Here is a 22610-nt window from a genome sequence, read left to right on the forward strand (position 1 = left end):
CCGGGCCGATCCCGGAGGCTAGCGGGTGAGGACGGCGCGTACGTCTTTTCCCCCCTGGCGGGAGGGATTGACGGTGACGGTGCGGGCGAGAAATCGCACCAGGGGCCACCCCAACCCGCCCCCGGCCCCGTTCAGATCCGCCGGGCGCTCCCGCGGTGTTGCGTGGCTGGGGTCCCGGACGGTGATCTCCAGGGTGGTGCGGTCCGCGGCCAGGCGCAGGGCGGTGAGACCTCCTGCGTGCCGCAGTGCGTTGCTGACCAGTTCGGAGACCACGAGTACCGCATTGTCGATGGACTCGGGGGTCGGGGCGGGCGAGAGTTCCGCGGAGAATCTGCGCATGTCGTGGCGCGCCTGAGTCGCCGTGGCCGGGCACGTCGTGTGCTGAACACGCTCGGTTCGCCGGCCCATGATCTGTGACTGGCCCATGTGCTGAACCTCCATAGCGGGGAAGCCTGGTCTCGTGAACCATCCTTCTGCCCCGATCGGCCGGTCCAACTCCGTTCCCGGGCGCCCGTGTGAGGCGAACGTTGCGGGTGGTGCGGCGCCGACCGTGTACTGACACGGCCGCCTGGAAAGTGGCAGAGTGGGTGAATGCGCCCACGCTCTATTACGGACCCCCAGGAGCTGGCGGACATCGCCACCGAGGTCACAGGGCTGCTCGGCGCACTTCGGGGCAGGGCGCCTGTCCCTTCACGACAGTGCTGAGGGGCGGGCCTTCGGCAGCCAGGAACCGTACGGGCAGTACGCGGCGTTGGACGGTGCGGTGCACCTCCACCTGCCCGTGACCGTACGCGGCGACAGACTGGGCATCCTCACCGTTCGACTCCCCAAGCACAGATGCACGCCCCAGGCCGTCGACGAGCTAACGGACCTCGCCGCGTTCCTGGGGCACGAAATCGTCGTGGCCGAACGCGACACCGACCTCTACCTCCAGGCCCGCCGCGTCAACCGGCTCACCCTCGCCGCCGAGATGCAGTGGCAGCTTCTCCCCGGACGCTCCTGCTCCCGCGAGGAGTACGCCATCGGCGCCCAGTGGGAGCCGGCCTATGCCATCTACGGTGACAACTTCGACTGGGCCACGACCGAGGACACCCTCACCCTGTCCATCACCAACGGCATGGGCGAGGGCATCCAGGCCTCCCTCCTGACCAACCTCGCGGTCAACGCCCCGCGCAACGCACGCCGCGCGGGCATCGACATCGCCGACCAGGCAGCCCTCGCCGACCAGGCCCTCTACGCCCAGCACCAAGGCCGACAGCACGTCTCGACCCTGCTGCTCTCCTTCGACCTCGCGACCGGCAGAGCCCAGGTGGTCGACGCGGGCTCTCCGCAACTGTGGCGTCAGCGCGGCAAGGTCATAGAACGGGTCCCCTTCGACGCGCAGCTCCCGCTCGGCATGTTCGAGGACACTCCCTATGTGCCCCAGGACTTCGAGGCGCGCCCCGGCGACCGGCTGATCATCGTGAGCGACGGTGTGTACGCCACCGCCGGTCGGGACGCCGAGGCGTACGGCGAACGTGCACTCGCGCGCGCCATCCAGGCCGCCGGCCTGCTGCCGGCCGCAGCCGTTCCCCGCGCTGTCCTGCGCGAACCGGCCGAACACCGGGGCGACACCGCGACCGACGACGAACTGGCCGTCTGCCTCGACTGGTTGGGCCGCAGCAGCCCCACCGCACATTGAGGACCGGCGGCATACGGCTCCGTGTACGCGCTGAGCCGACTCCGGCCTGACGACAAGGTCCCTCCCGGGCAAGGGACTCCCCGCACTGCTACGGGCCAAGCGCCCCTGATCCGCGGTCTCCGGCCGGCCCGCCCGCAGGAGGAGCAGTCTTCGTGACCTTGGCACCGGAGCGAACGCCGCCCGTGAACCGGGCCCAACTCCAGCCCTCTCGGCCCTTGTTGTGGGTGCCGGCCGGAGCCCGCTTCTCCGTCCCCTCGGCGCGTGGGCGCCACCAGTGGGCGCGGCGCGGATGCAGGGCCCGGCCGAGCCCGCGGCCGAGAACGAGATATCCGAGGAAGGCGCCGGCCGCGTTGAGGATCACGTCATCGATGTCGAACGCCCGGCCGGTGACCATCAGGCCCTGGGCGATCTCGACGGTGAGCATCAAGAACGCCGTCATGAGCACCACCCGGACGAAGCCCCGGGTACGAGGGAAGAGCACCGGCAGCAGCAAACCGAACGGCACCCCGAGGAGAACGTTCCCGCCGACCTGCTTGATCGTGTCCCGCCAGTCGGGCTGCTCGAAGTACAGACGAATCGAACTACCGGGATGCAGGTTGGTGTGTGTCAACGTCACTGACGAGGCTGACGGGACGAGAGTGACCTTCGCCAGCGCGACGGCAAACGCCACCATGCAGACGAAGCCGATCGCCATGACGAGACCACGGATCAGCCGCCAACCCCAAGTGCGCTGCCGCAGGCGCGGTTCAGTGTCCATGCGGAGCCGGATACCCCGGAGTTGATCCCACACACGCCGAGGGACCGAACACCGACTCCCGGTGCCGACGCCCAACATGCCGAAAATATCGGCGAGTTACCGCCGAGGGCGTCCCCGGGTCGGCTGCTGCGAGCGCCGCAGCTTTGCGCCGAAAGACCGACTCAAGAGAGTCCGGTTGACACATCGGGCGACCTGGCCGTCACCCAGCGCCGCGCAGAAGTGTCAGTGCCTCGCGGCCGGCGAACGTCGCCGCCTCCGGCCTCCCGCACAAGAAGCCCCGGGCATGAAAAAACCCCAGGTCACGGCGAGTGAGTCCTGGGGCTTCTCCGGAGCCGCCTTCGGGATTCGAACCCGAGACCTACGCATTACGAGTGCGTTGCTCTGGCCATCTGAGCTAAGGCGGCGCCGCCGCGCGCACCGGAGTGCGTCAGCAACGGGGTCAATCCTACACGCTCCAAAGGCGTGCTCCGCACAGCCTTTATGGCCGGGGCACATGCACTACGAGCAGCGCTTTCCGTCGGCCGGAGGGGTGCCGGTCAGGAGGTAGTCGTCGATCGCTCCGTCCACGCAGTCGCTGCCGCGGCCGTACGCGGTGTGGCCGTCGCCGTCGTACGTGAGGAGGTGGCCGGAGGAGAGCTGGGCGGCTAGGGACTTCGCCCAGCGGTAGGGGGTCGCCGGGTCGCGGGTGGTGCCGGCCACGACGATGGGGGCGGCGCCGTCGGCAGTGATGCGGTGGGCTTCGCCGGTCGCCTTCACCGGCCAGTAGCCGCAGTTCAAGGAGGACCAGGCTAGGCCCTTGCCGAAGACCGGGGAGGCCTTCTCGAAGTCGGGGAGCGCCTTCTCGACCTCCGCGGGCGAGGCGAAGGACGGCGGCTGGTCCAGACAGTTCACCGCGGCGTTGGCGAACATCATGTTCGAGTACGTGCCGTCCGGCTCGCGCTCGTAGTAGCTGTCGGAGAGCGCGAGCAGGCCCGCGCCGTCCTTGTGCTTCATGGCCGCGGTGAGGGCCTCGCGCAGCTGCGGCCAGGCCCCCTCGTCGTACATCGCCGCGATCACGCCGGTCGTGGCGAGGGCCTCGCCGAGTTTGCGGCCCTTCTCGTCGCCGGTGCCGATCGGTGCGCGGTCGAGGGTCGTGAAGAACTTCTTGAGGCGCTTGCCCGACTGGTCGGGGGTGCCGGTGCCGAGGGGGCAGCCGGAGCGCTTCGCACAGTCCTTCGCGAAGGACTTGAACGCCGTCTCGAAGCCCGCGGTCTGCTGCTCGTTCATGTCGCGCGCGGACAGGGACGGGTCCATCGCGCCGTCGAGCACGAACCGGCCGACCCGCTCCGGGTACAGGCCCGCGTACGTCGCCCCCAGGAACGTCCCGTACGACGCGCCTACGTAGTTCAGCTTCTTGTCGTCGAGCGCCTCACGTACGAGGTCCATGTCGCGGGCCGCCTCGACCGTGGAGACGTGCGGCAGAACCCGCCCCGACGTGCGGTTCGACGTCTCGCAGCCGGCGCCGAACCCCTTGTAGGCGGCGCTCAGGCGGGCCCGCTCGGCCTTGTCGTCCGGGGTGACGTCGGTCTGTGTGTACGTGTCCATCCGCTTGCCGTCGAGGCAGGTGACCGGCTCGCTGCGGGCGACGCCGCGCGGGTCGACGGCGACCATGTCGTAGCGGGCGCGGACCTTCTCCGGGTAGCCGATGCCCGCGTACGACTGGAGGTAGCCGATCGCCGAGCCGCCGGGGCCGCCCGGGTTGACCAGGAGCGAGCCGAGGCGCTTGCCGGGGCCCGTGGCCTTCTTCCGGGAGACGGCGAGGTCGATGTCGCCGGCGGACGGCTTGTCGTAGTCGAGCGGCGCCTTGAAGGTGGCGCATTCGAACCCGGGCACGCCGCACTCGTGCCACTTCGGGGCCTGGTCGTAATACGGGGCCAGATCGGCCGGCGTGGCGCGGGGCAGCGCGGCGAGCGAGGAATCCGGGGCACCCGAACTGCCCGAAGCGCAGGCGGAGATGGCAGCGAGCAGCAGCCCACCGGCGACGGCGAACACCGCGGGTCGGCGGCGTGGGGCGAGGGGGTGACGCCTGAAGTCCATCGGCCGAGCGTAACGCTCCGCGTCGAACTGGTCACCTTGCGTGCCTTCTTTAAGCCCCTGCGGCGATTGAACAGGCATTTCGCGCCCCGCCGGCGTTTGAGGCGCGGGGTCCGGGGCGGAGCCCCGTGGCGTAGGAGGACGCCTAGCCCGCGCGCAGCGCCACCGTCATCGCCTCCACCGCCAGGAGCGGCGCCACATTCCCGTCCAGCGCGACCCGGCACGCCCCGATCGCCTCGATCCGCCGCAGCGTCGACTCCGGCGACGTACTACGGGCGACCCGCTCCAACGTGTCCTGGATCTCCACGTTGGCGAGGTCCACGCGCGAGCCGAGCTGCATCGCGAGCACATCCCGGTAGACGACCGTCAACTCGGTGAGCGCCAGGTCGAGGCTGTCGCGCTGCGAGCGCGTGCGGCGCCGCTTCTGCATGTCCTCGAGGTCCTTCATCGCTCCGGCGGTGCCGCGCGGCATCCGCCCGCCGCTCTGCGCGCCGAGCGCCGCCTTCAGCTCGTCCGTCTCCTTGGTGTCGACCTCTTCCGCGAGCTGCTTGGAGTCCTCGGCGGCCGCGTCCACCAGCTCCTGTGCCGACTTGAGGCAGCCGCCGATCTCCTCGACGCGCAGCGGCACCTTCAGGACGGCGGCCCGGCGCTCCCGCGCGCGCGGGTCCGTGGCCAGGCGGCGGGCCCGCTCAATGTGGCCCTGCGTGGCGCGGGAGACGGCAGCCGCGACGTCCGGCTCGATACCGTCACGCCGCACGAGCATGTCGGCGACCGCGGAGACGGCGGGCGTACTCAGGGTGAGCAGGCGGCAGCGGGAGCGGATCGTCGGCAGTACGTCCTCCACCGAAGGTGCGCACAGCAGCCACACGGTGCGCGGGGCCGGCTCCTCCACCGCCTTCAGGACCGCGTTCGCCGACTTCTCGTTGAGCCGCTCGGCGTCCTCCACGAGGATCACCTGCCAGCGGCCGACCGCCGGTGACGTGTACGACTTGCGGACCGTGTCACGCATGTCGTCGACGCGGATCTGGGTGCCGACCGCCGCCACCGTCGACACGTCCGCGTGCGTGCCGAGGAGTGCGGTGTGGCAGCCGTCGCAGAACCCGCAGCCGGGGGCTCCGCCGAGGGCGCGGTCCGGGCTGACGCACTGGAGGGCCGCCGCGAACGCGCGGGCCGCGGTCTCCCGCCCGGCGCCCGGAGGGCCGGTGAACAGCCAGGCGTGGGTCATCTTCGACGCGGTCGGTGGCGGGGTCTTGGCCGTTGTCGCCGTCACCAGGGCGTCCGCGTCCCGCGCGGCCGCGGCCAGCTCCGCGATCACGCGGTCCTGACCGACCAGGTCGTCCCATACGGCCATGCGGTCACCGTCCCTTTCGCCACCCGAACCCGACTCCAGCCATTGTGCCGGGCTCCACTGACATCCCGTTACGGCCGACCGCCCCACACCACGGGGCTCCGCCCCGGACCCCGCGGGCTCACGTCCGAAAGGCGGGCTTGATTGGCCCACCTTTACCGGCGTCGACGACCCCGGCTGTCGTCCTCGTCCTGCCCGCCGAGAAGCTCGTCCGCCAGCGACGGCAGGTCGTCCAGCGGCGTCTCCTCCGCCCAGTCGGGCCGGGGCCGCCGCGGCTTGCCGTTCTCGTCGACCTGGGGCAGCTCCGCCGTGCGCTCGTTGGGGCTGTCCGGGCCGGGAGCGGTGGGCCGCTCGTCGCGGAAGTAGCCGCTCGGCACCCGGTCCGCCGGCTCGGACACCTGCGGAAGGACCGCCGTCTCGTCCGCCGGGCCGGGCGCGGGCGGCTGCGGCAGCTGCGTCGTCTCCTCGGCGTCCTCCGCGTCCTCCGCGTCCCGCACCTTCGGCAGCACGGTGGTCTCGTCGGTGTCCTGCACCTTCGGCAACACCGTGGTCTCGTCGGCGTCGGGCCGCACGATCGGCGTCGGCACGGTCGTCTCGCTGTCCACCACCCCGGCGCCCGACACCCTGTCATCCGACGCCCTGCCGCCCGACGCCCCGGCACCGCGCGCCCCGCCGCCCGGCTCCCCGTCGCCCGGCGCCTCGCTCGGCAGCTCGACCTTGCGGAGGTTCGCGGTCGGCGCGCCCGCGCTGCGCTGCGCCTGCTCCGCGGCCTGGGCCGCGAGCCGCCGCGCCTCTTCAGCACGCAGCAGCGCCTCTTCGGCCTTGCGCTGCTTCTCCAGGCGCCGCTCCTCGGCCTCGGCCCGCAGCCGCGCCTCGTCCTCCGCCTGCTTACGAAGTCGCTCCTGCTCGGCGGCGCGGACCTCTTCCTCGGCCTTGCGGCGGGCCCGCTCCTCCTCGGCCTTGCGGCGCTCCTCCTCGGCGCGCTGCCGCGCCTCCTCGGCCTTCCGTTCGGCCTCCAGGCGCTGCGCCTCCTCCAGCTCGCGGCGCTTGCGCTCCTCCTCCTCGGCGCGCAGCTTGGCGAGCTGTTCCTGGCGCTCGCGCTCCAGGCGCTCCTCCTCCGCCTTGCGGGCGGCCTCCTCCTCGGCCTTGCGGCGCGCCTCTTCCTCGGCGGCCTTGCGGGCCTCCTCCTGCGCCTTGACCTCGGCCTCGGAGAGCGGGAGAAGTACGTCGAGCCGGTGCCGGATGACGGTCGTGACGGACTCCGGCTCCTGCCCGGCGTCGACCACCAGGTAGCGACCGGGGTCGCTCGCCGCCAGCGTCAGGAAACCGGATCGCACGCGCGTGTGGAACTCCATCGGCTCCGACTCGAGCCGGTCGGGCGCCTCGGTGAACCGCTCGCGCGCGGCCTCCGGGTCGACGTCGAGCAGCACGGTCAGGTTCGGTACGAGACCGCTCGTGGCCCACCGGTTGATGCGGGCGACCTCGGTCGGCGACAGGTCGCGGCCGGCGCCCTGGTAGGCGACGGACGAGTCGATGTACCGGTCGGAGACGACGACGGCGCCGCGCTCCAGGGCGGGCCGGACGACCGTGTCGACGTGCTCCGCGCGGTCGGCGGCGTAGAGCAGCGCCTCCGCGCGGTGCGAGAGACCGGCGGACGACACGTCCAGCAGGATCGACCGGAGCCGCTTGCCGACCGGCGTCGCACCCGGCTCGCGCGTGACGACGACCTCGTGGCCCTTGCCGCGGATCCACTCCGCGAGCGCCTCGGCCTGCGTCGACTTGCCGGCGCCGTCCCCGCCCTCCAGGGCGATGAAGAAGCCCGTCGCGGCCGGGGCCTGCACCGGGTCATTCCCGCCGCGCAGCGCGTCCCGCAGGTCGTGCCGCAGCGGCACCCCGCTGCGGTCGTCGGCCTTGGCGAGCACGAGCGCGGCGACGGGCAGCAGCAGCGCGCCCACGAGCATCAGCGTGAACGCGGCGCCCCCGTGCGCGAAGACGAACTTTCCGCTCTCCAGGTGGTGCGGCCCGATCAGCGCGGCAAGGACCGGCGCGAGCAGCGCGCCGAGCGCGACGGACACGCGTACGACGGCCTGCAGGTGCTCGGTCGTGCGCGCCCGCCGGCCGTCCTCGCTCTCCTGGTCGAGCAACGCGTGCCCGGTGTTCGCCGCGATGCCCGCGGTGACCCCGGAGAGCGTCACGAGGAGGATCACGCTCGTCACGTCGGGCACCAGGCCCGCCGCGAGAAGTCCGATGCCCGTGAGCGCGATGGCGAGGGCGAAGAGGCGGCGCCGCGAAAGCGCCTGCAGCACCTTGGGCGCCGTGCGGATGCCGACGACGGTGCCGCCGGTCAGGCCGAGCACGAACAGGCCGAACGTGACCGGGCCACCGCCCAGGTCCTTGGCATGCAGCACGGACACGGCGACGGCCGCCGAGATCGCCCCGGCGACGCAGGAGCAGGCGAGCACGAGCAGCCGGATCGCGCCCGTGCGGCCCTTGTCCACGCCTGTGCCGGTGCTGGGCCTGCGCAGCCCCTCCAGCGGCGACCGCGCGCGCGGGGTCTGCGTGGCGGGCAGCTCCAGGAAGAACACGACCGACAGTGAAGCGGCGAAAAGACCCGCTCCCACGTAGGACGACAGCGCCACCTGGTGCGAGGCGAACCAGTCCAAGCCCGCGCCGAGCAGGTTCTGTACGAGGGTCACGACGACGAGGCCGGCCGCGCCCAGCGGCACGGCGACGAAACCGGTGCGCAGCGAGAGCCGCCGCAGCGCGTCCGTGTGGTCGGGCAACGGCCGGACGGCCGCGCCCTCCAGCGGCGGCGGGGGCAGCAGCGCGGGCGCCGCGCTCGCCTTGGCGACGGTCCAGAAACGCTCGGCGACCCCGCCGACGAACGCCGTCACAAGGAGCATCGCCAGCGCGTTGTCCGGCACCCAGTCGATCCACAGGGGGGCGACGATGAGCAGCGCGGCCCGCACTCCGTCGGCGCCGACCATGGTCCAGCGCCGGTCGAGCGGCCCGCCGGGCGTCGTCAGCGAGGTCAGCGGCCCGAGCAGGACGGCGCCGAACAGCAGCGTCGACAGGATCCGCGCCCCGAACACGGCGGCGACGGCGAAGGCCACGCCCCGGTATCCGCCGCCGAACGACTCCTCGGGGATGGCTGTCTGGACGGCCAGCACCACGAGTACGAGCAGCCCGATCACGTCGCCGACTCCGCCGACGAGCTGCGCCGACCACAGTCGCTTCAACTGCGGTACGCGCAGCAATGCGCGCACCGCACGCTCTCGCGAGTCCGCTACCAGGGCGTCGTCGGGGGCCGTGTTGTGGTCCGTTGGCTGCTCGGCACTGGTCATTCGTCCAGCCTATAGGGCCCCGCTGACACACCGAAGGTGTGTTCCCCACGCGAACGCCTCCCCGCATGCATCACGGGGAGGCGTTGGTTCCGCTGAGCCGCCGACTACTCCGCCGGAGCCGTCTTCTTGGCGGCCGTCTTCGCGGTCGTCGTCTTCTTGGCCGCGGTCTTCTTCGCCGTGGTCGTCTTCTTGGCGGCCGTCTTCTTTGCCGCTGTCTTCTTCGCGGCGGTCTTCTTGGCGGGCGCCTTCTTGGCCGCAGTCTTCTTCTTGGCCGGCCCCTTCGCCCGCTTCTCCGCGAGCAGTTCGAACCCGCGCTCCGCCGTGATCTCCTCCACGGAGTCCTCCGAGCGCAGCGTCGCGTTGGTCTCGCCATCGGTGACGTACGCGCCGAAGCGGCCGTCCTTCACCACGACGGGCTTCTCGCTGACCGGGTCGGTGCCGAGCTCCTTCAGCGGCGGCTTGGCGGCCGCGCGACCGCGCTGCTTCGGCTTGGAGTAGATCTCCAGCGCCTCTTCCAGCGTGATGTTGAAGAGCTGCTCCTCGGTCTCCAGGGAGCGCGAGTCCGTGCCCTTCTTCAGGTACGGGCCGTACCGGCCGTTCTGCGCGGTGATGTCGACGCCCTCGGCGTCCTGGCCGACGACGCGCGGCAGCGACATCAGCTTCAGGGCGTCGGCCAGGGTCACCGTGTCGAGCGCCATGGACTTGAAGAGCGAGGCGGTCCGCGGCTTCACCGCGTTCTTGCCCGTCTTCGGGGTGCCCTCGGGGAGCACCTCGGTGACGTACGGGCCGTAGCGTCCGTCCTTGGCGATGATCTGGCGGCCGGTCTGCGGGTCGGCGCCCAGCTCGAAGTCGCCGCTCGGCTTGGCGAGCAGCTCCTCGGCGTACTCCACCGACAGCTCGTCGGGCGCGAGGTCCTCGGGGACGTCGGCGCGCTGGTGGTTCTCGGAGTCGCGCTCGCCGCGCTCGATGTACGGGCCGTAGCGGCCGACGCGCAGCACGATGTCGTTGCCCACGGGGAAGGACGAGACCTCGCGGGCGTCGATCGCGCCCAGGTCGGTCACGAGCTCCTTGAGGCCGCCGAGGTGGTCCCCGTCACCGTTCCCGGCGTCCGCCGCGCCGCCCTGGCCGGCCCCGCTCCCGTCGACCGCACCGAAGTAGAAGCGCCGCAGCCACGGCACGGCCTGCGCCTCGCCACGCGCGATGCGGTCGAGGTCGTCCTCCATGGAGGCGGTGAAGCTGTAGTCGACCAGTCGGCCGAAGTGCTTCTCCAGCAGGTTGACGACAGCGAACGACAAGAAGGAGGGCACAAGCGCCGTCCCCTTCTTGAAGACGTAACCGCGATCCAGGATGGTCCCGATGATGGACGCATACGTAGACGGGCGTCCGATCTCGCGCTCTTCGAGCTCCTTGACGAGCGAGGCCTCGGTGTAGCGCGCGGGCGGCTTGGTGGCGTGCCCGTCGACCGAGATCTCCTCGGCGGACAGGCCGTCGCCCTCGGCGACCTGCGGCAGCCGGCGCTCGCGGTCGTCCAGCTCCGCGTTCGGGTCGTCGGCGCCCTCCACGTAGGCCTTCAGGAAGCCGTGGAAGGTGATCGTCTTGCCGGACGCGCTGAACTCGGCGTCGCGGCCGTCGGCGGACGCGCCACCGATCTTGACCGTGACGCTGTTCCCGACCGCGTCCTTCATCTGGGAGGCGACGGTGCGCTTCCAGATCAGCTCGTACAGCTTGAACTGGTCGCCGGTCAGGCCGGTCTCGGCGGGCGTGCGGAAGCGGTCGCCGGAGGGGCGGATCGCCTCGTGCGCCTCCTGCGCGTTCTTGACCTTGCCGGCGTACGTACGCGGCTTGTCCGGCAGGTAGTCGCTGCCGTACAGCTGCGTGACCTGCGCACGGGCGGCCGCGACGGCCGTGTCCGACAGGGTCGTGGAGTCCGTACGCATGTAGGTGATGAAGCCGTTCTCGTACAGCTTCTGGGCGACCTGCATGGTCGCCTTCGCGCCGAAGCCCAGCTTGCGCGAGGCCTCCTGCTGGAGCGTCGTCGTACGGAACGGGGCGTACGGCGAGCGGCGGTAGGGCTTGGACTCGACGGAGCGCACGGAGAACCGCGTCTGCTCCAGAGCGGCGGCGAGCGCACGGGCGTTCGCCTCGTCCAGTTGCAGCGTGTTCGCCGAACCGGCCTTCAGCTGACCCAGCGAGTCGAAGTCACGGCCCTGCGCGATGCGCTTGCCGTCGACCGCGCTGAGGCGGGCGACCAGCTGCGACGGGTCGGAGGAATCTCCCGCGCGGCCCGTCGCGAACGTGCCCGTCAGGTCCCAGTACTCGGCCGAGCGGAAGGCGATGCGGTCGCGCTCGCGCTCGACGACGAGGCGGGTGGCGACGGACTGCACGCGGCCCGCCGACAGGCGCGGCATGACCTTCTTCCACAGGACCGGCGAGACCTCGTAGCCGTAGAGGCGGTCGAGGATGCGGCGGGTCTCCTGGGCGTCGACCAGCTTCTTGTTCAGCTCGCGGGGGTTCGCGACGGCGGCCCGGATCGCGTCCTTGGTGATCTCGTGGAAGACCATCCGGTGGACCGGGATCTTCGGCTTGAGGACTTCCTGGAGGTGCCACGCGATGGCCTCGCCCTCGCGGTCCTCATCTGTGGCGAGGAAGAGCTCGTCGGAGTCCTTCATGAGGTCCTTGAGCTTCTTGACCTGCGCCTTCTTGTCGCTGTTCACGACATAGATGGGCTGGAAGTCGTGCTCGACGTCCACACCGAGGCGGCGCACCTCGCCGGTGTACTTGTCCGGCACTTCGGCCGCGCCGTTCGGGAGGTCGCGGATGTGCCCGACGCTCGCTTCGACGACGTATCCGGGGCCGAGATAGCCCTTGATCGTCTTCGCCTTGGCGGGCGACTCGACGATGACGAGTCGGCGGCCGCCCTGTGCGGTCTCGCTGGTCGGGGACAACTTCGCTCTTCTCTCCGGTCGGCGGTTCGGGGCCGTATCGATGGCTCTCTCCCGCGGGATCGTGCCGTTTCCACGGCACTGCTGCGGAGTGTGACGGTACCTCCCGCCGGTGTGTCAAACGGGAAAAGCACGCAGCAGCCACTCGGAACGGTAACCCGACTCCTCGTGATCCTGCCCCCGGACCGGTGAGAGGACGCCTGGGCTCCGGGTCCCGGTGTCGGCGTCGCGGGTGTCGGGTTCCTGTGGCAAACGTCCCCATTGCGTAGCGGTCCCGTGCCCTCCGGGTCCCTTGTTTATCCCTCCCTGACAAGATGGCGGACGGCTGGGGGAGCCCGCGGGGAGCCTCCGGCTCGTCCCCAAGGCATCACTATCCAGGAGCTTCCCGACATGTCCGACAGCAATCCGTACGGCCAGCCCCCCAAGGACCAGTCGGGCGGGAACCCGTACAACCAGCCCCCGGCGGACCAGCCGGGCCAGCAGTACGGATACCCGCAGCAGGGCTCGCAGCCCGGCTACGGCACGCCGCCTCCCGGCCAGCCCGGCCAGCCCCAGGGCCAGCCCGGCTACGGCACGCCGCCGCCCCCTCCCGGCCAGCCCGGTCAGCCCGGTCAGCCCAGCTACGGCTACCCCTACCCCGGCTCCGCCCCGGCCGGCGGCGGCGCGTACCCGCCCCCGCCGGGACCCGGCATGGGCGCCCCGAACATGGGCCCCGGCATGGGCATGCCCTACGACCCGGCCGCGCCCTACGGCTACGACCCGTACGGCCGTCCGTACTCGGACAAGACGAAGCTCGCCGCGGGTCTCCTCGGCATCTTCCTCGGCTCGTTCGGCGCGGGCCGCTTCTACACCGGGCACACCGGGATGGCCGTCACGATGCTCATCGTGTCCATCGTGACCTGCGGACTCGGCGGCATCTGGGGCCTGATCGACGGCATCATGATGCTCGCCGGCGGCAACGCCACCGACTCCCAGGGCCGCCTGCTGCGGGACAACTGACCCCGTGCCCCGCGCCGCGTCCCCCACGGTTCGCCTCAGGAGCGCGCTGAGCGCCCCTGCGGCGGCCCCGCTCGGGGTGCTCGCGGTGGGGTCCTTCGCCGCGCTGTATCTGTACGGCACGGACCCGCACGAGCCGGGCCACTTCCTGCCCGGCTGCCCCTTCCGGTTCGCCACGGGGCTGCTCTGCCCGGCGTGCGGCGGGACGCGGATGGTCTACGACCTGATGCACGGTCAGTACGCCATGGCCTGGCACGACAACGGCGCGCTGCTGCTCGCCGCCCCCTTCGCCCTTGCCCTGCTGGGGCGTTGGGCGTACGAGGGGCTGCGCGGCCGCCGCTGGTCGCCACCGATCGGGGGTCGCGGCGGGGCCGTGATCCTGGTCGGGGCGGCGGCCTGGGCGGTACTGCGCAACGCGCTCTGAGCGGCGCCCGGTTGGACGCGCCCTAGACCTGAGCGAAACACCACACGGCGAGCGCCAGGGCCACAGCGCCGGCCGCCCCCGCGAGCACCACCGACGTCACAGGGCGCACCCCGTACGCCACCGGCTCACGGTGCGCCGCGCGCGCCCCGGTCCACGCCAACAGGCCCGCCCCGAACAATCCGAACACCGCGCCTGCGAACACCGCGGGAACACTCTCCATCGCCCTGCCTCCCCCACCTACGGACCGATTCCGGTACCCAGGCGGGCGACGCTGGCACGGGCAGCGGAACCCGGGGTGAACTCCCGGGCGCCATAAGGGAAAGCGCGGCCGACGGGTTTCAGTCGACCGGCGTGAACGGCTCCAGGAACCCCTGCTCGACCAGCGTGCGGATCTGCGCGGGCGTGCGGTCACGCAGCGACACCGGGTCCTCGCCCATGAGTTGGGCGATGGCGTCCAGGATCGTCCCGGCGCTCAGCGACCCGTCGCACACACCCGCGAACCCGGCGCCGACCGTGTCCACCTTCGTCGCGCGGCGCATCCCTCGCCCCTGCCGCAGCACGACGTGCTCCGGGTCCTCGGCGCCCGGCAGCCCGACCTGCTCCTGCACGACCTCCCCGGCCAGCTTGAAGTGCGCGCCGAGCAGCGCCGCGTCGTCGTGCGCCCGCAGCCAGTCGACCCGCTCGAAGTGCGCGCGCACGGTGTCGCCGAGCGGCTGCTCGACGGGGTGCGGCCACTCCTCGATGAGGATCGAGGGCTCGTCCGCACCGCTCTTCCTCAGCGTGATCCAACCGAAGCCGACGGCCCGCACCTTTCGCGCCTCGAACTCGTCGAGCCAGGCGTCGTACCGCGCCGCGTACTCGGCCGGGTCGCCGCGGTGGTCACCGGCGTCCCGCAGCCACAACTCGGCGTACTGCGCTACGTCCTGCACCTCGCGCTGCACGATCCAGGCGTCACAGCCGCGCGGCACCCAGGAGCGCAACCGCTCGGTCCACTCCTCCCCCTCCACGTGCTGCCAGTTGGCCAGGAACTGCGCGTATCCCCCGTCGTTCAGGTGCTCCCCTGCCCCCTGAACGACGGAGCGGCACAGATCGTCCCCGCTCATGCCGCCGTCGCGGTACGTGAGGCGGGCACCGGGCGAGATCACGAAGGGCGGATTGGACACGACCAGGTCGTACCCCGCATCGCCCACAGGCTCGTACAACGAGCCCTCGCACAGCTCGGCGTCCTGCGCGCCCGACAGCGCGAGGGTCAGCGCGGTCATGTGCAGCGCGCGCGGGTTGAGGTCGGTCGCGGTGACCCGCGTGGCGTGCCGCGCCGCGTGCAGCGCCTGGATCCCGGATCCGGTGCCGAGGTCGAGGGCCGATCCGACGGGCGTACGCACGGTGACCCCGGCGAGCGTGGTGGACGCCCCGCCGACCCCGAGCACGACGCCTTCCTCGCTGCTTCCGATGCCTCCGGCGCCACCGACCGCGCACCCGAGGTCGGACACGATGAACCAGTCCTCGCCCTCGGGGCCGCCATACGGGCGTACGTCGACGCCCGCCGCGACCTCGTCGCCCCCGACGGCCCGAAGCCAGCCGCTCTCCAGGCACGCGTCGAGCGGCAGCACCTCGGCCACGCGCTCGCGCGGCGCGGGCTGCTGCAACAGGAAGAGCCGAACGAGCGTCTCCAGGGGCCGCTCGCCCCGGGTGGCCCGCAGAGCGGGCACGGTCTCACTGCGCGCGAGCGCCGCGTAGGCGGACGCCCCGAGCAGCTCAAGCAGCCCGTCGGCAGTGAACTCGGCGGAAACCAACGCGTCCCGCAGGGACTGAGCGACATCGGAACGGTCGACGGAGGGCAGCGATACAAAAACGGAAGAACTCACCCCACCATTGTGACGGTCCGCACCACTGTGGGCAGGCGTTCCGCACGGCGAATGGGGCCTCCCCTGCTCGAGCGCAGCCGAGAGCTTGGGGAAGGGTGGGCACGGCCCCCGGTGCGGCGGCCACGCAAACACGACAACGCCCCCGGTGCCGCGCAAAGAGCGCAACCCCGAGGGCGCAGAAGAAAACGCGGGACCTAGGACCCGGAGGGCGTAGCGGAAGCGCTCTTGCAGCTCTCCTGCTTCGCCATCGCCTTGCCCACGTCCCCCTCCTCAAGGTTCTTGAGCGCATCGCTGCCGTCCTGGCTCAGCGTGTCCAGCTGGCCGGCGATGTCCTTGAGCCCGTCGGCGAACTTCGCCTGGTCGCCGGTGTCGAGCTTGTCGACCTTCTTCCTCAGGTCGGCGTACGACGTCGAGATCTTGTCCAGTTCCTTGACGGCGTTCTGCTGCTTCTTGTCACCGCCGTCGACCGGCGGAGACCCGGCCTTGTCGACCGCGTCACCGATCGCCTTGTACGCGTCGGACATGTCCTGGAACGCCTTCGAGTCGGTCTTCTGGACCTGCTCGGGTTCGCTGTTGTCCGAGGTCTCCTTCTGGATCGCGGTGTTCGCGGCCTCGATCTTCTTGGCCTGCGGCTGGACCTTGTCGCAGACCTGCTTGGCCCAGGAGTCCAGCTTTTCGTTGCTGTCGTCGCTGCAGCCCGACAACGCCAGTACCAGTACCGCACCGCCGGACAGTGCGGCAGCAAGCTTCTTGTTCACCGGATTGGTCCCTTCCATGGCTCTCGGCCCCGGAACTTACACGCCACGCACACGACAATCGCACGCCGGGTGTCCTATACGACCACTTTATTGACCTTTAGCAGCCATTTGCACCAAGAGAGATAAGGCTCACTGAAACCGGAAGGGCCCGCCCCGCAGACGTAAGGAAACTACGCCAGAACAGACCGATGGGCGGACAGCCCGTCAAAAGACGCTGTCCGCCCACCTGTTGTCACCCTGACGTGTACTCAGGTCACGTACGCATGTTCGTCACGTTCCCTACGTACCTCACGTACGTGTCGTGGAGACCACGGCAGGATCCGACTGTTCCGGCACCCGTCCGGCCCCCTCGCCGTCCCCGTCCTCGTCCCCGCCGACCGCGATGCCACGCCGCTTGGACATGTACACGGCGCCGATGATCACGGCGAACGAGACGACAGCGGCCGCGACCCGCACACCCACACTCGCGTCGTCCCCATAACTGAACTTGACGACCGCGGGCGCGATGAGCAGCGCCACCAGGTTCATCACCTTCAGCAACGGGTTGATGGCGGGGCCCGCGGTGTCCTTGAAGGGGTCGCCGACCGTGTCGCCGATGATCGTCGCCTCGTGTGCCTCGCTGCCCTTGCCGCCGTGGTGCCCGTCCTCGACGAGCTTCTTGGCGTTGTCCCACGCACCGCCGGAGTTGGCGAGGAAGACGGCCATCAGCGTGCCCGTCCCGATCGCCCCCGCGAGGTACGCCCCGAGCGCGCCGACGCCGAGCGTGAAGCCGACCGCGATCGGCGCCATGACGGCGAGCAGCCCGGGCGTGGCGAGCTCCCGCAGCGCGTCCTTCGTACAGATGTCGACGACGCGCCCGTACTCCGGCTTCTCCGTGTAGTCCATGATCCCGGGGTGCTCGCGGAACTGCCTGCGCACCTCGTAGACCACCGAACCCGCCGACCGCGAGACGGCGTTGATGGCGAGCCCGGAGAAGAGGAACACGACCGCGGCGCCCGCGATCAGCCCGACCAGGTTGTTGGGCTGCGAGATGTCCATGACCAGGTTCATGGGCCCGCCGTCGCCGACCTTCTCCCCGACGTCTCTGGCCGCCGTGAGGATCGCGTCCCGGTACGAGCCGAACAGCGCGGCGGCCGCGAGCACGGCGGTCGCGATGGCGATGCCCTTCGTGATCGCCTTCGTCGTGTTGCCGACGGCGTCCAGGTCGGTGAGGACCTGCGCGCCCGCGCCCTCGACGTCACCGGACATCTCGGCGATGCCCTGCGCGTTGTCGGAGACCGGACCGAAGGTGTCCATGGCGACGATGACGCCGACCGTGGTCAGCAGCCCCGTACCGGCCAGGGCGACCGCGAACAGAGCGAGCATGATCGACGTACCGCCGAGCAGGAATGCCCCGTACACGCCGAGCCCGATCAGCATCGCCGTGTAGACGGCCGACTCGAGGCCGATAGAGATGCCGGCGAGCACGACGGTCGCGGCCCCGGTCAGCGACGACTTGCCGATGTCCTTGACCGGTCGCCTGCTCGTCTCGGTGAAGTACCCGGTGAGCTGCTGGATGAGGGCCGCGAGCACGATGCCGATCGCGACGGCGACGACCGCGAGGATCCGCGGGTCGCCCGCCTTGCCGCTGATCGCCGTGTCCGTCACACCGTCCAGGTCGGCGTACGACCCCGGCAGATAGACGAAGACGGCGACGGCCACGAGCACGACCGAGATCACCGCGGAGATGAAGAACCCGCGGGTGATGGCGCTCATTCCGGAGCGGTCGGTGCGGCGCGGCGCGACGGCGAAGATGCCGATCATCGCCGTGAGGACCCCGATCGCGGGCACGATCAGCGGGAACGCCAGGCCCGCGTCGCCGAAGGCGGCCTTGCCGAGGATCAGCGCGGCGACCAGCGTGACGGCGTACGACTCGAACAGGTCGGCGGCCATTCCCGCGCAGTCTCCGACGTTGTCGCCCACGTTGTCGGCGATGGTCGCGGCATTGCGCGGATCGTCCTCCGGAATGCCCTGCTCGACCTTGCCGACCAGGTCGGCGCCGACGTCGGCGGCCTTGGTGAAGATGCCGCCTCCGACACGCATGAACATCGCGATCAGCGCGGCGCCGAGCCCGAAGCCCTCCAGGACCTTGGGCGCGTCGGCCGCGTAGACCAGCACGACGCAGGAAGCGCCGAGCAGTCCGAGTCCCACCGTGAACATGCCGACGACGCCGCCCGTACGGAAAGCGATCTTCATAGCTTTGTGCGCGACGGCAGTGAGATCTTTTTCCGGCTCGCCTTCCGCCGGGGTCGCTTCTCTCGCGGCTGCGGCGACGCGCACATTCGTGCGCACCGCGAGCCACATTCCGATATAGCCGGTGACGGCCGAGAACACCGCGCCGACCAAGAAGAAGATCGACCGGCCCGCGCGCTGATTCCAGTCGTCCGCCGGAAGCAGCATGAGCAGGAAGAACACCACGACGGCGAATACGGCGAGGGTTCGCAGCTGCCGGCCCAGATAGGCTTTCGCGCCTTCCTGGACCGCGCCCGCGATCTCCTTCATCGAGTCCGTGCCCTCGCCGGCCGCGAGTACCTGGCGCACCAGGACTCCGGCGACGGCGAGCGCCGCGAGCGCGACGACGGCGATGACGACGACGATCAATCTGTTGTCGTCGGTCAGAACTGCGGCTGCGAACGTAGCAGGGGTAGAGGGCTCCGCCATTCGTCCTCCTTGACGCTTGGACTGAGCTCAAGATGTGGACGGATTGTAGGGAGCGGGCCCTGATCAAAACAGGGCGCGGCAAACGGAATTGTTTCCTACCCAGCAAATGTTCGGTGAACCTCGACCGGCGGACCGAGGCGGAATTACTAACCCCCTCAAGGCATTAGCGAAGATCCTTTATTGGCCGATTGACTGATCGACCTCAGGAAACACCGAAGAGGCCCGGTTCACCGTCAGGTGAACCGGGCCTCTTCGAAAGATCTCCGGGTACCGCGCGGAGCTAGGGAAGCGTCGCCGGCAGGGTCGGCCAACTCATCCGAATGAGTCCGCCGTCCGCCTCCGCCGTGACCTCCACGTCGTCCACGAGGCCGCTGATGACGGCGAGACCCATCTCGTCCTCACCCTCCGCCTCCAGATCGTCCGCGGAGCCCGCACCGGCCGCGGCCGACGGGATCACCGTGCGCGGCGCCTCGTCCCCGACCTCGATGGAGAACTGCTTCTCCTCCTCGATCAGGGCCACCAGCACCGGCGCCGAAATGCCGCTGCTCTGGTGCAGTCCGACAGCGCGGCTGCAGGCCTCACCGACGGCGAGCCTGACCTCGTCGAGCACGGCCTCGTCCACGCCCGCCCTGCGCGCCACGGCGGCCGCCACCAGGCGGGCCGTCCTGACGTGCTCGGGCAGAGGACTGAAGCGGAGTTCGACAGTGGCCATGCATCCCCCTCGGACAGACGGGCCCACAGTTGTACGAGTGTGCTCCCGGGGATCGGCCGGCCTCGGCCGCCCGATCCCCTTGTCTCCACCGGTGTCGCCACCGGCATCGACCGGATCAGTCGGTCGCCGAGACGGCTTCCTCGACGGAGGTGTGGATCGGGAACACCTTGGTCAGTCCGGTGATACGGAAAATCTTGAGAATGCGCTCCTGGTTGCACACCAGGCGCAGCGAGCCCTCGTGGGCACGCACGCGCTTCAGGCCGCCGACCAGCACGCCGAGCCCGGTGGAGTCGAGGAAGTCCACGCCCTCCATGTCGACGACAAGGTGGAAACTGCCGTCGTTCACCAGCTCGACCAGCTGCTCGCGCAGCTTGGGCGCGGTATATACATCAATTTCGCCACCGACCTCGACGACCGTACGATCGCCGACGGTACGGGTCGACAGGGACAGGTCCACGGATCCTCCAGCACCTTGCTAAATCGAGCGGTCGCCCCTCGGGGACACCTCGGCTTGATCCCCCGGGACGGTTCGCCAGCCGCGATGGCATTCAATCACTTACCGGCAGGCGTGCACGACGCCTTGGAAGCATTGTCCGTCACGCCAGTGACACACTCGGTGCCGATGGCCAAGAATCTCCGATCCGAACGACCCTCGGCATCCGCCCCAGACCGCCCCTCTCCCGGTGCGGTCCTGGACCGGCTCGCCTCGGGTCCGAGCAGGGCTGCGCGCGTCACCCATACGGAGCACTTGCCCCCTCGTCCCGGTCGTCATGCCGTCTGGCCCGATCGGATCCGGGCCGAGGTCATCGCGGCCGTGCAGACCGCCGGAATCGCGCACCCCTGGGCCCACCAGGCCCTCGCGGCAGAGCACGCCCTCGACGGCGATTCGGTGGTCGTCGCCACCGGCACGGCCTCCGGAAAATCGCTCGCCTATCTGGTTCCGGTCCTGTCGGCCCTGCTCGACGGATCCGAGGCACCGAACGGGCGCGGCGCGACCACGCTCTACCTCTCCCCGACGAAGGCGCTCGCGGCGGACCAGTGCCGATCGGTGAAGGAACTTTCACAACCGCTGGGTACGGCGATTCGTCCCGCGGTCTACGACGGCGACACCCCCTTCGAGGAACGCGAGTGGGTACGCCAGTACGGAAACTACGTCCTCACCAACCCGGACATGCTGCACCGGGGCATCCTTCCCTCGCACCCGCGCTGGTCCTCCTTTTTCAAAGCGCTCAAGTACGTCGTGATCGACGAGTGCCACACGTATCGCGGTGTCTTCGGCTCGCACGTGGCGCAGGTGCTGCGAAGACTGCGCCGCATATGTGCCCGTTACGGGTCCGAGCCCGTCTTCCTGCTGGCTTCGGCCACCTCCGCCGAACCGGCCGTCTCCGCCCAGCGGTTGACGGGTCTGCCGGTCGTCGAGGTCGCGGACGACGCCTCGCCGCGCGGCGAACTGGTCTTCGCGCTCTGGGAGCCCCCGCTGACGGAGATGCAGGGCGAGAAGGGCGCGCCGGTGCGGCGCACGGCGACCGCCGAGACGGCGGACCTCCTGACCGACCTCGCGGTCCAGGGCGTGCGCTCGGTCGCCTTCGTACGCTCCCGACGCGGCGCCGAGCTGATCTCGGTGATCGCGCAGGAGCGGCTCGCCGAGGTCGACCGCTCGCTCGCCCGGCGGGTCGCGGCCTATCGCGGCGGCTATCTCTCCGAGGAACGCCGCGCCCTCGAAGCGGCCCTGCACTCCGGCGAACTCCTCGGCCTCGCCGCCACCACCGCCCTCGAACTCGGCATCGACGTCTCGGGGTTGGACGCGGTACTGATCTCCGGCTATCCCGGTACGCGGGCGTCGCTGTGGCAGCAGGCGGGGCGGGCCGGGCGCTCGGGACAGGGCGCGCTCGCGGTCCTGGTCGCCCGCGACGATCCCCTGGACACCTACCTGGTCCACCACCCCGAGGCCCTCTTCGACCAGCCGGTCGAGTCGACGGTCCTCGACCCGGACAACCCGTACGTCCTGGCTCCGCACCTGTGCGCCGCGGCGGCGGAAATCCCCCTCACCGAACCGGACTTGGACCTGTTCGGCCCGGCGACCGGGGAACTGCTGCCGCAGCTGGAGGCGGCGAAGCTGTTGCGGCGCCGCTCCGCCACGAAGGCCTGGCACTGGACGCGCCGCGAGTCCGCCGCGGACCTGGCCGACATCCGTGGCGAGGGCGGCTCCCCCGTACAGGTCGTCGAGGCCGGCACGGGGCGGCTGCTCGGCACCGTCGACGCGGGCTCCGCCCACACCTCGGTCCACGACGGCGCGGTCCACCTCCACCAGGGCCGCACGTACGTGGTGAAGAAGCTGGACCTCGACGACAACGTCGCCCTGGTCGAAACGGCGAACCCCACCTACTCGACCACCGCCCGCGACACCACGGCCATCTCCATCCTGGAGACCGACGTCGAAGTCCCTTGGGGCGACGGCAGGTTGTGCTACGGCTCGGTCGAGGTCACGAACCAGGTCGTGGGCTACCTCCGCCGCCGCCTGATCACCGGCGAGGTCCTCGGCGAGACCAAACTCGACCTCCCTCCTCGTACGCTGCGCACCCGCGCGGTGTGGTGGACGGTCACGGAGGACCAGCTGGACGCGGCCCGTGTGAACCCCGAGATCCTCGGCGGCGCCCTGCACGCCGCCGAGCACGCCTCCATCGGCCTGCTCCCCCTCTTCGCCACGTGCGACCGCTGGGACATCGGTGGCGTCTCGATGCCGCTCCATCCGGACACGCTCCTTCCCACGGTCTTCGTCTACGACGGCCATCCCGGCGGTGCGGGATTCGCGGAACGTGCCTTCCACACCGCCCCCGAGTGGCTGGCTGCCACGCGTGAGGCCATCGCGTCCTGCGAGTGCGAGGCCGGTTGCCCCTCCTGTATCCAGTCCCCCAAGTGCGGCAATGGCAATGAGCCGTTGCACAAGCGGGGGGCGGTGCGGCTGCTCTCCGTTTTGCTGAGGGATGCGGTGGGGTAGGCGGATCGCCTT

Annotated in this window: 16 protein-coding genes and 1 tRNA gene; 4 read left to right on the forward strand and 13 right to left on the reverse strand. The window is 70.6% G+C overall.

Annotation, left to right across the window (positions count from 1 at the left end; translation table 11 throughout):
* Positions 1-18 precede the first annotated feature (18 nt).
* The gene (locus tag ACWD2L_RS28330; RefSeq protein ID WP_451192142.1) at positions 19-441 is read right to left on the reverse strand and encodes an ATP-binding protein; all 423 of its coding nucleotides are present in this window, start codon (positions 439-441) and stop codon (positions 19-21) included.
* Between the two features lie 127 nt (positions 442-568).
* Between ACWD2L_RS28330 and ACWD2L_RS28335 the strand changes: the two genes are divergently transcribed.
* Positions 569-1681, forward strand: a complete 1113-nt coding sequence (locus ACWD2L_RS28335; RefSeq protein ID WP_451192180.1) for a PP2C family protein-serine/threonine phosphatase — start codon at positions 569-571, stop codon at positions 1679-1681.
* Positions 1682-1769: 88 nt separating this feature from the next.
* On the opposite strand, the gene ACWD2L_RS28340 is transcribed toward ACWD2L_RS28335, so the two are convergent.
* From ACWD2L_RS28340 to topA, 6 genes are all read right to left on the reverse strand, one after another.
* Positions 1770-2438 (reverse strand): VanZ family protein, encoded by a 669-nt coding sequence (locus ACWD2L_RS28340; RefSeq protein WP_351334376.1) that lies wholly within the window; start codon positions 2436-2438, stop codon positions 1770-1772.
* 330 nt (positions 2439-2768) lie between these two features.
* A tRNA-Thr gene (locus ACWD2L_RS28345) sits at positions 2769-2842 on the reverse strand.
* A gap of 94 nt (positions 2843-2936) precedes the next feature.
* Complete coding sequence (locus tag ACWD2L_RS28350) at positions 2937-4514, reverse strand: alpha/beta hydrolase (RefSeq protein ID WP_351334378.1); 1578 nt, start codon at positions 4512-4514, stop codon at positions 2937-2939.
* A gap of 142 nt (positions 4515-4656) precedes the next feature.
* Positions 4657-5862 (reverse strand): DNA polymerase III subunit delta', encoded by a 1206-nt coding sequence (locus tag ACWD2L_RS28355; RefSeq protein WP_351334380.1) that lies wholly within the window; start codon positions 5860-5862, stop codon positions 4657-4659.
* Positions 5863-6014: 152 nt separating this feature from the next.
* On the reverse strand, positions 6015-9203 hold the full coding sequence (tmk, locus tag ACWD2L_RS28360) for a dTMP kinase (protein ID WP_351334382.1): 3189 nt from the start codon (positions 9201-9203) through the stop codon (positions 6015-6017).
* A 104-nt stretch (positions 9204-9307) separates the two neighbouring features.
* A complete protein-coding gene (gene topA, locus ACWD2L_RS28365; RefSeq protein ID WP_351334385.1) occupies positions 9308-12148 on the reverse strand; it encodes a type I DNA topoisomerase in 2841 nt (946 codons plus the stop codon).
* Positions 12149-12535: 387 nt separating this feature from the next.
* On the opposite strand from topA, the gene ACWD2L_RS28370 reads away from it, so the two are divergent.
* Positions 12536-13144, forward strand: coding sequence for a TM2 domain-containing protein (locus ACWD2L_RS28370; protein ID WP_351334387.1), 609 nt, complete (start codon positions 12536-12538; stop codon positions 13142-13144).
* A 4-nt stretch (positions 13145-13148) separates the two neighbouring features.
* Entirely contained in the window at positions 13149-13565 is a 417-nt protein-coding gene (locus ACWD2L_RS28375; protein WP_351334389.1) for a DUF2752 domain-containing protein, read from the forward strand.
* A 22-nt stretch (positions 13566-13587) separates the two neighbouring features.
* On the opposite strand, the gene ACWD2L_RS28380 is transcribed toward ACWD2L_RS28375, so the two are convergent.
* The 6 genes from ACWD2L_RS28380 to bldG form a co-directional block, all read right to left on the reverse strand.
* Entirely contained in the window at positions 13588-13785 is a 198-nt protein-coding gene (locus ACWD2L_RS28380; RefSeq protein WP_351334392.1) for a hypothetical protein, read from the reverse strand.
* Between the two features lie 118 nt (positions 13786-13903).
* Complete coding sequence (locus tag ACWD2L_RS28385) at positions 13904-15430, reverse strand: DUF7059 domain-containing protein (RefSeq protein WP_351334395.1); 1527 nt, start codon at positions 15428-15430, stop codon at positions 13904-13906.
* A 194-nt stretch (positions 15431-15624) separates the two neighbouring features.
* The gene (locus ACWD2L_RS28390; protein ID WP_351334398.1) at positions 15625-16206 is read right to left on the reverse strand and encodes a small secreted protein; all 582 of its coding nucleotides are present in this window, start codon (positions 16204-16206) and stop codon (positions 15625-15627) included.
* Between the two features lie 270 nt (positions 16207-16476).
* Complete coding sequence (locus tag ACWD2L_RS28395) at positions 16477-18888, reverse strand: sodium-translocating pyrophosphatase (protein WP_351334400.1); 2412 nt, start codon at positions 18886-18888, stop codon at positions 16477-16479.
* Positions 18889-19168: 280 nt separating this feature from the next.
* Complete coding sequence (locus ACWD2L_RS28400) at positions 19169-19600, reverse strand: ATP-binding protein (protein ID WP_351334402.1); 432 nt, start codon at positions 19598-19600, stop codon at positions 19169-19171.
* A 115-nt stretch (positions 19601-19715) separates the two neighbouring features.
* The gene (bldG, locus tag ACWD2L_RS28405; protein ID WP_125514212.1) at positions 19716-20057 is read right to left on the reverse strand and encodes an anti-sigma factor antagonist BldG; all 342 of its coding nucleotides are present in this window, start codon (positions 20055-20057) and stop codon (positions 19716-19718) included.
* A gap of 84 nt (positions 20058-20141) precedes the next feature.
* Here bldG and ACWD2L_RS28410 point away from each other — a divergent pair, with 84 nt between their 5' ends.
* Positions 20142-22598, forward strand: a complete 2457-nt coding sequence (locus tag ACWD2L_RS28410) for a DEAD/DEAH box helicase (RefSeq protein WP_351334405.1) — start codon at positions 20142-20144, stop codon at positions 22596-22598.
* Positions 22599-22610: the final 12 nt, after the last annotated feature.

It is taken from the genome of Streptomyces sp. NPDC002754 (genome assembly GCF_053592315.1).

Excerpts from the sequence above, each read along its gene's own strand:
- ACWD2L_RS28350 (WP_351334378.1), bottom strand. The coding sequence starts at position 4,514 with ATGGACTTCAGGCGTCACCCCCTCGCCCCACGCCGCCGACCCGCGGTG.
- ACWD2L_RS28400 (WP_351334402.1), bottom strand. The coding sequence starts at position 19,600 with ATGGCCACTGTCGAACTCCGCTTCAGTCCTCTGCCCGAGCACGTCAGG.
- ACWD2L_RS28355 (WP_351334380.1), bottom strand. The coding sequence starts at position 5,862 with ATGGCCGTATGGGACGACCTGGTCGGTCAGGACCGCGTGATCGCGGAG.
- ACWD2L_RS28330 (WP_451192142.1), bottom strand. The coding sequence starts at position 441 with ATGGAGGTTCAGCACATGGGCCAGTCACAGATCATGGGCCGGCGAACC.
- ACWD2L_RS28340 (WP_351334376.1), bottom strand. The coding sequence starts at position 2,438 with ATGGACACTGAACCGCGCCTGCGGCAGCGCACTTGGGGTTGGCGGCTG.
- ACWD2L_RS28380 (WP_351334392.1), bottom strand. The coding sequence starts at position 13,785 with ATGGAGAGTGTTCCCGCGGTGTTCGCAGGCGCGGTGTTCGGATTGTTC.
- ACWD2L_RS28390 (WP_351334398.1), bottom strand. The coding sequence starts at position 16,206 with ATGGAAGGGACCAATCCGGTGAACAAGAAGCTTGCTGCCGCACTGTCC.
- ACWD2L_RS28370 (WP_351334387.1), top strand. The coding sequence starts at position 12,536 with ATGTCCGACAGCAATCCGTACGGCCAGCCCCCCAAGGACCAGTCGGGC.
- tmk (WP_351334382.1), bottom strand. The coding sequence starts at position 9,203 with ATGACCAGTGCCGAGCAGCCAACGGACCACAACACGGCCCCCGACGAC.
- ACWD2L_RS28410 (WP_351334405.1), top strand. The coding sequence starts at position 20,142 with ATGGCATTCAATCACTTACCGGCAGGCGTGCACGACGCCTTGGAAGCA.
- ACWD2L_RS28395 (WP_351334400.1), bottom strand. The coding sequence starts at position 18,888 with ATGGCGGAGCCCTCTACCCCTGCTACGTTCGCAGCCGCAGTTCTGACC.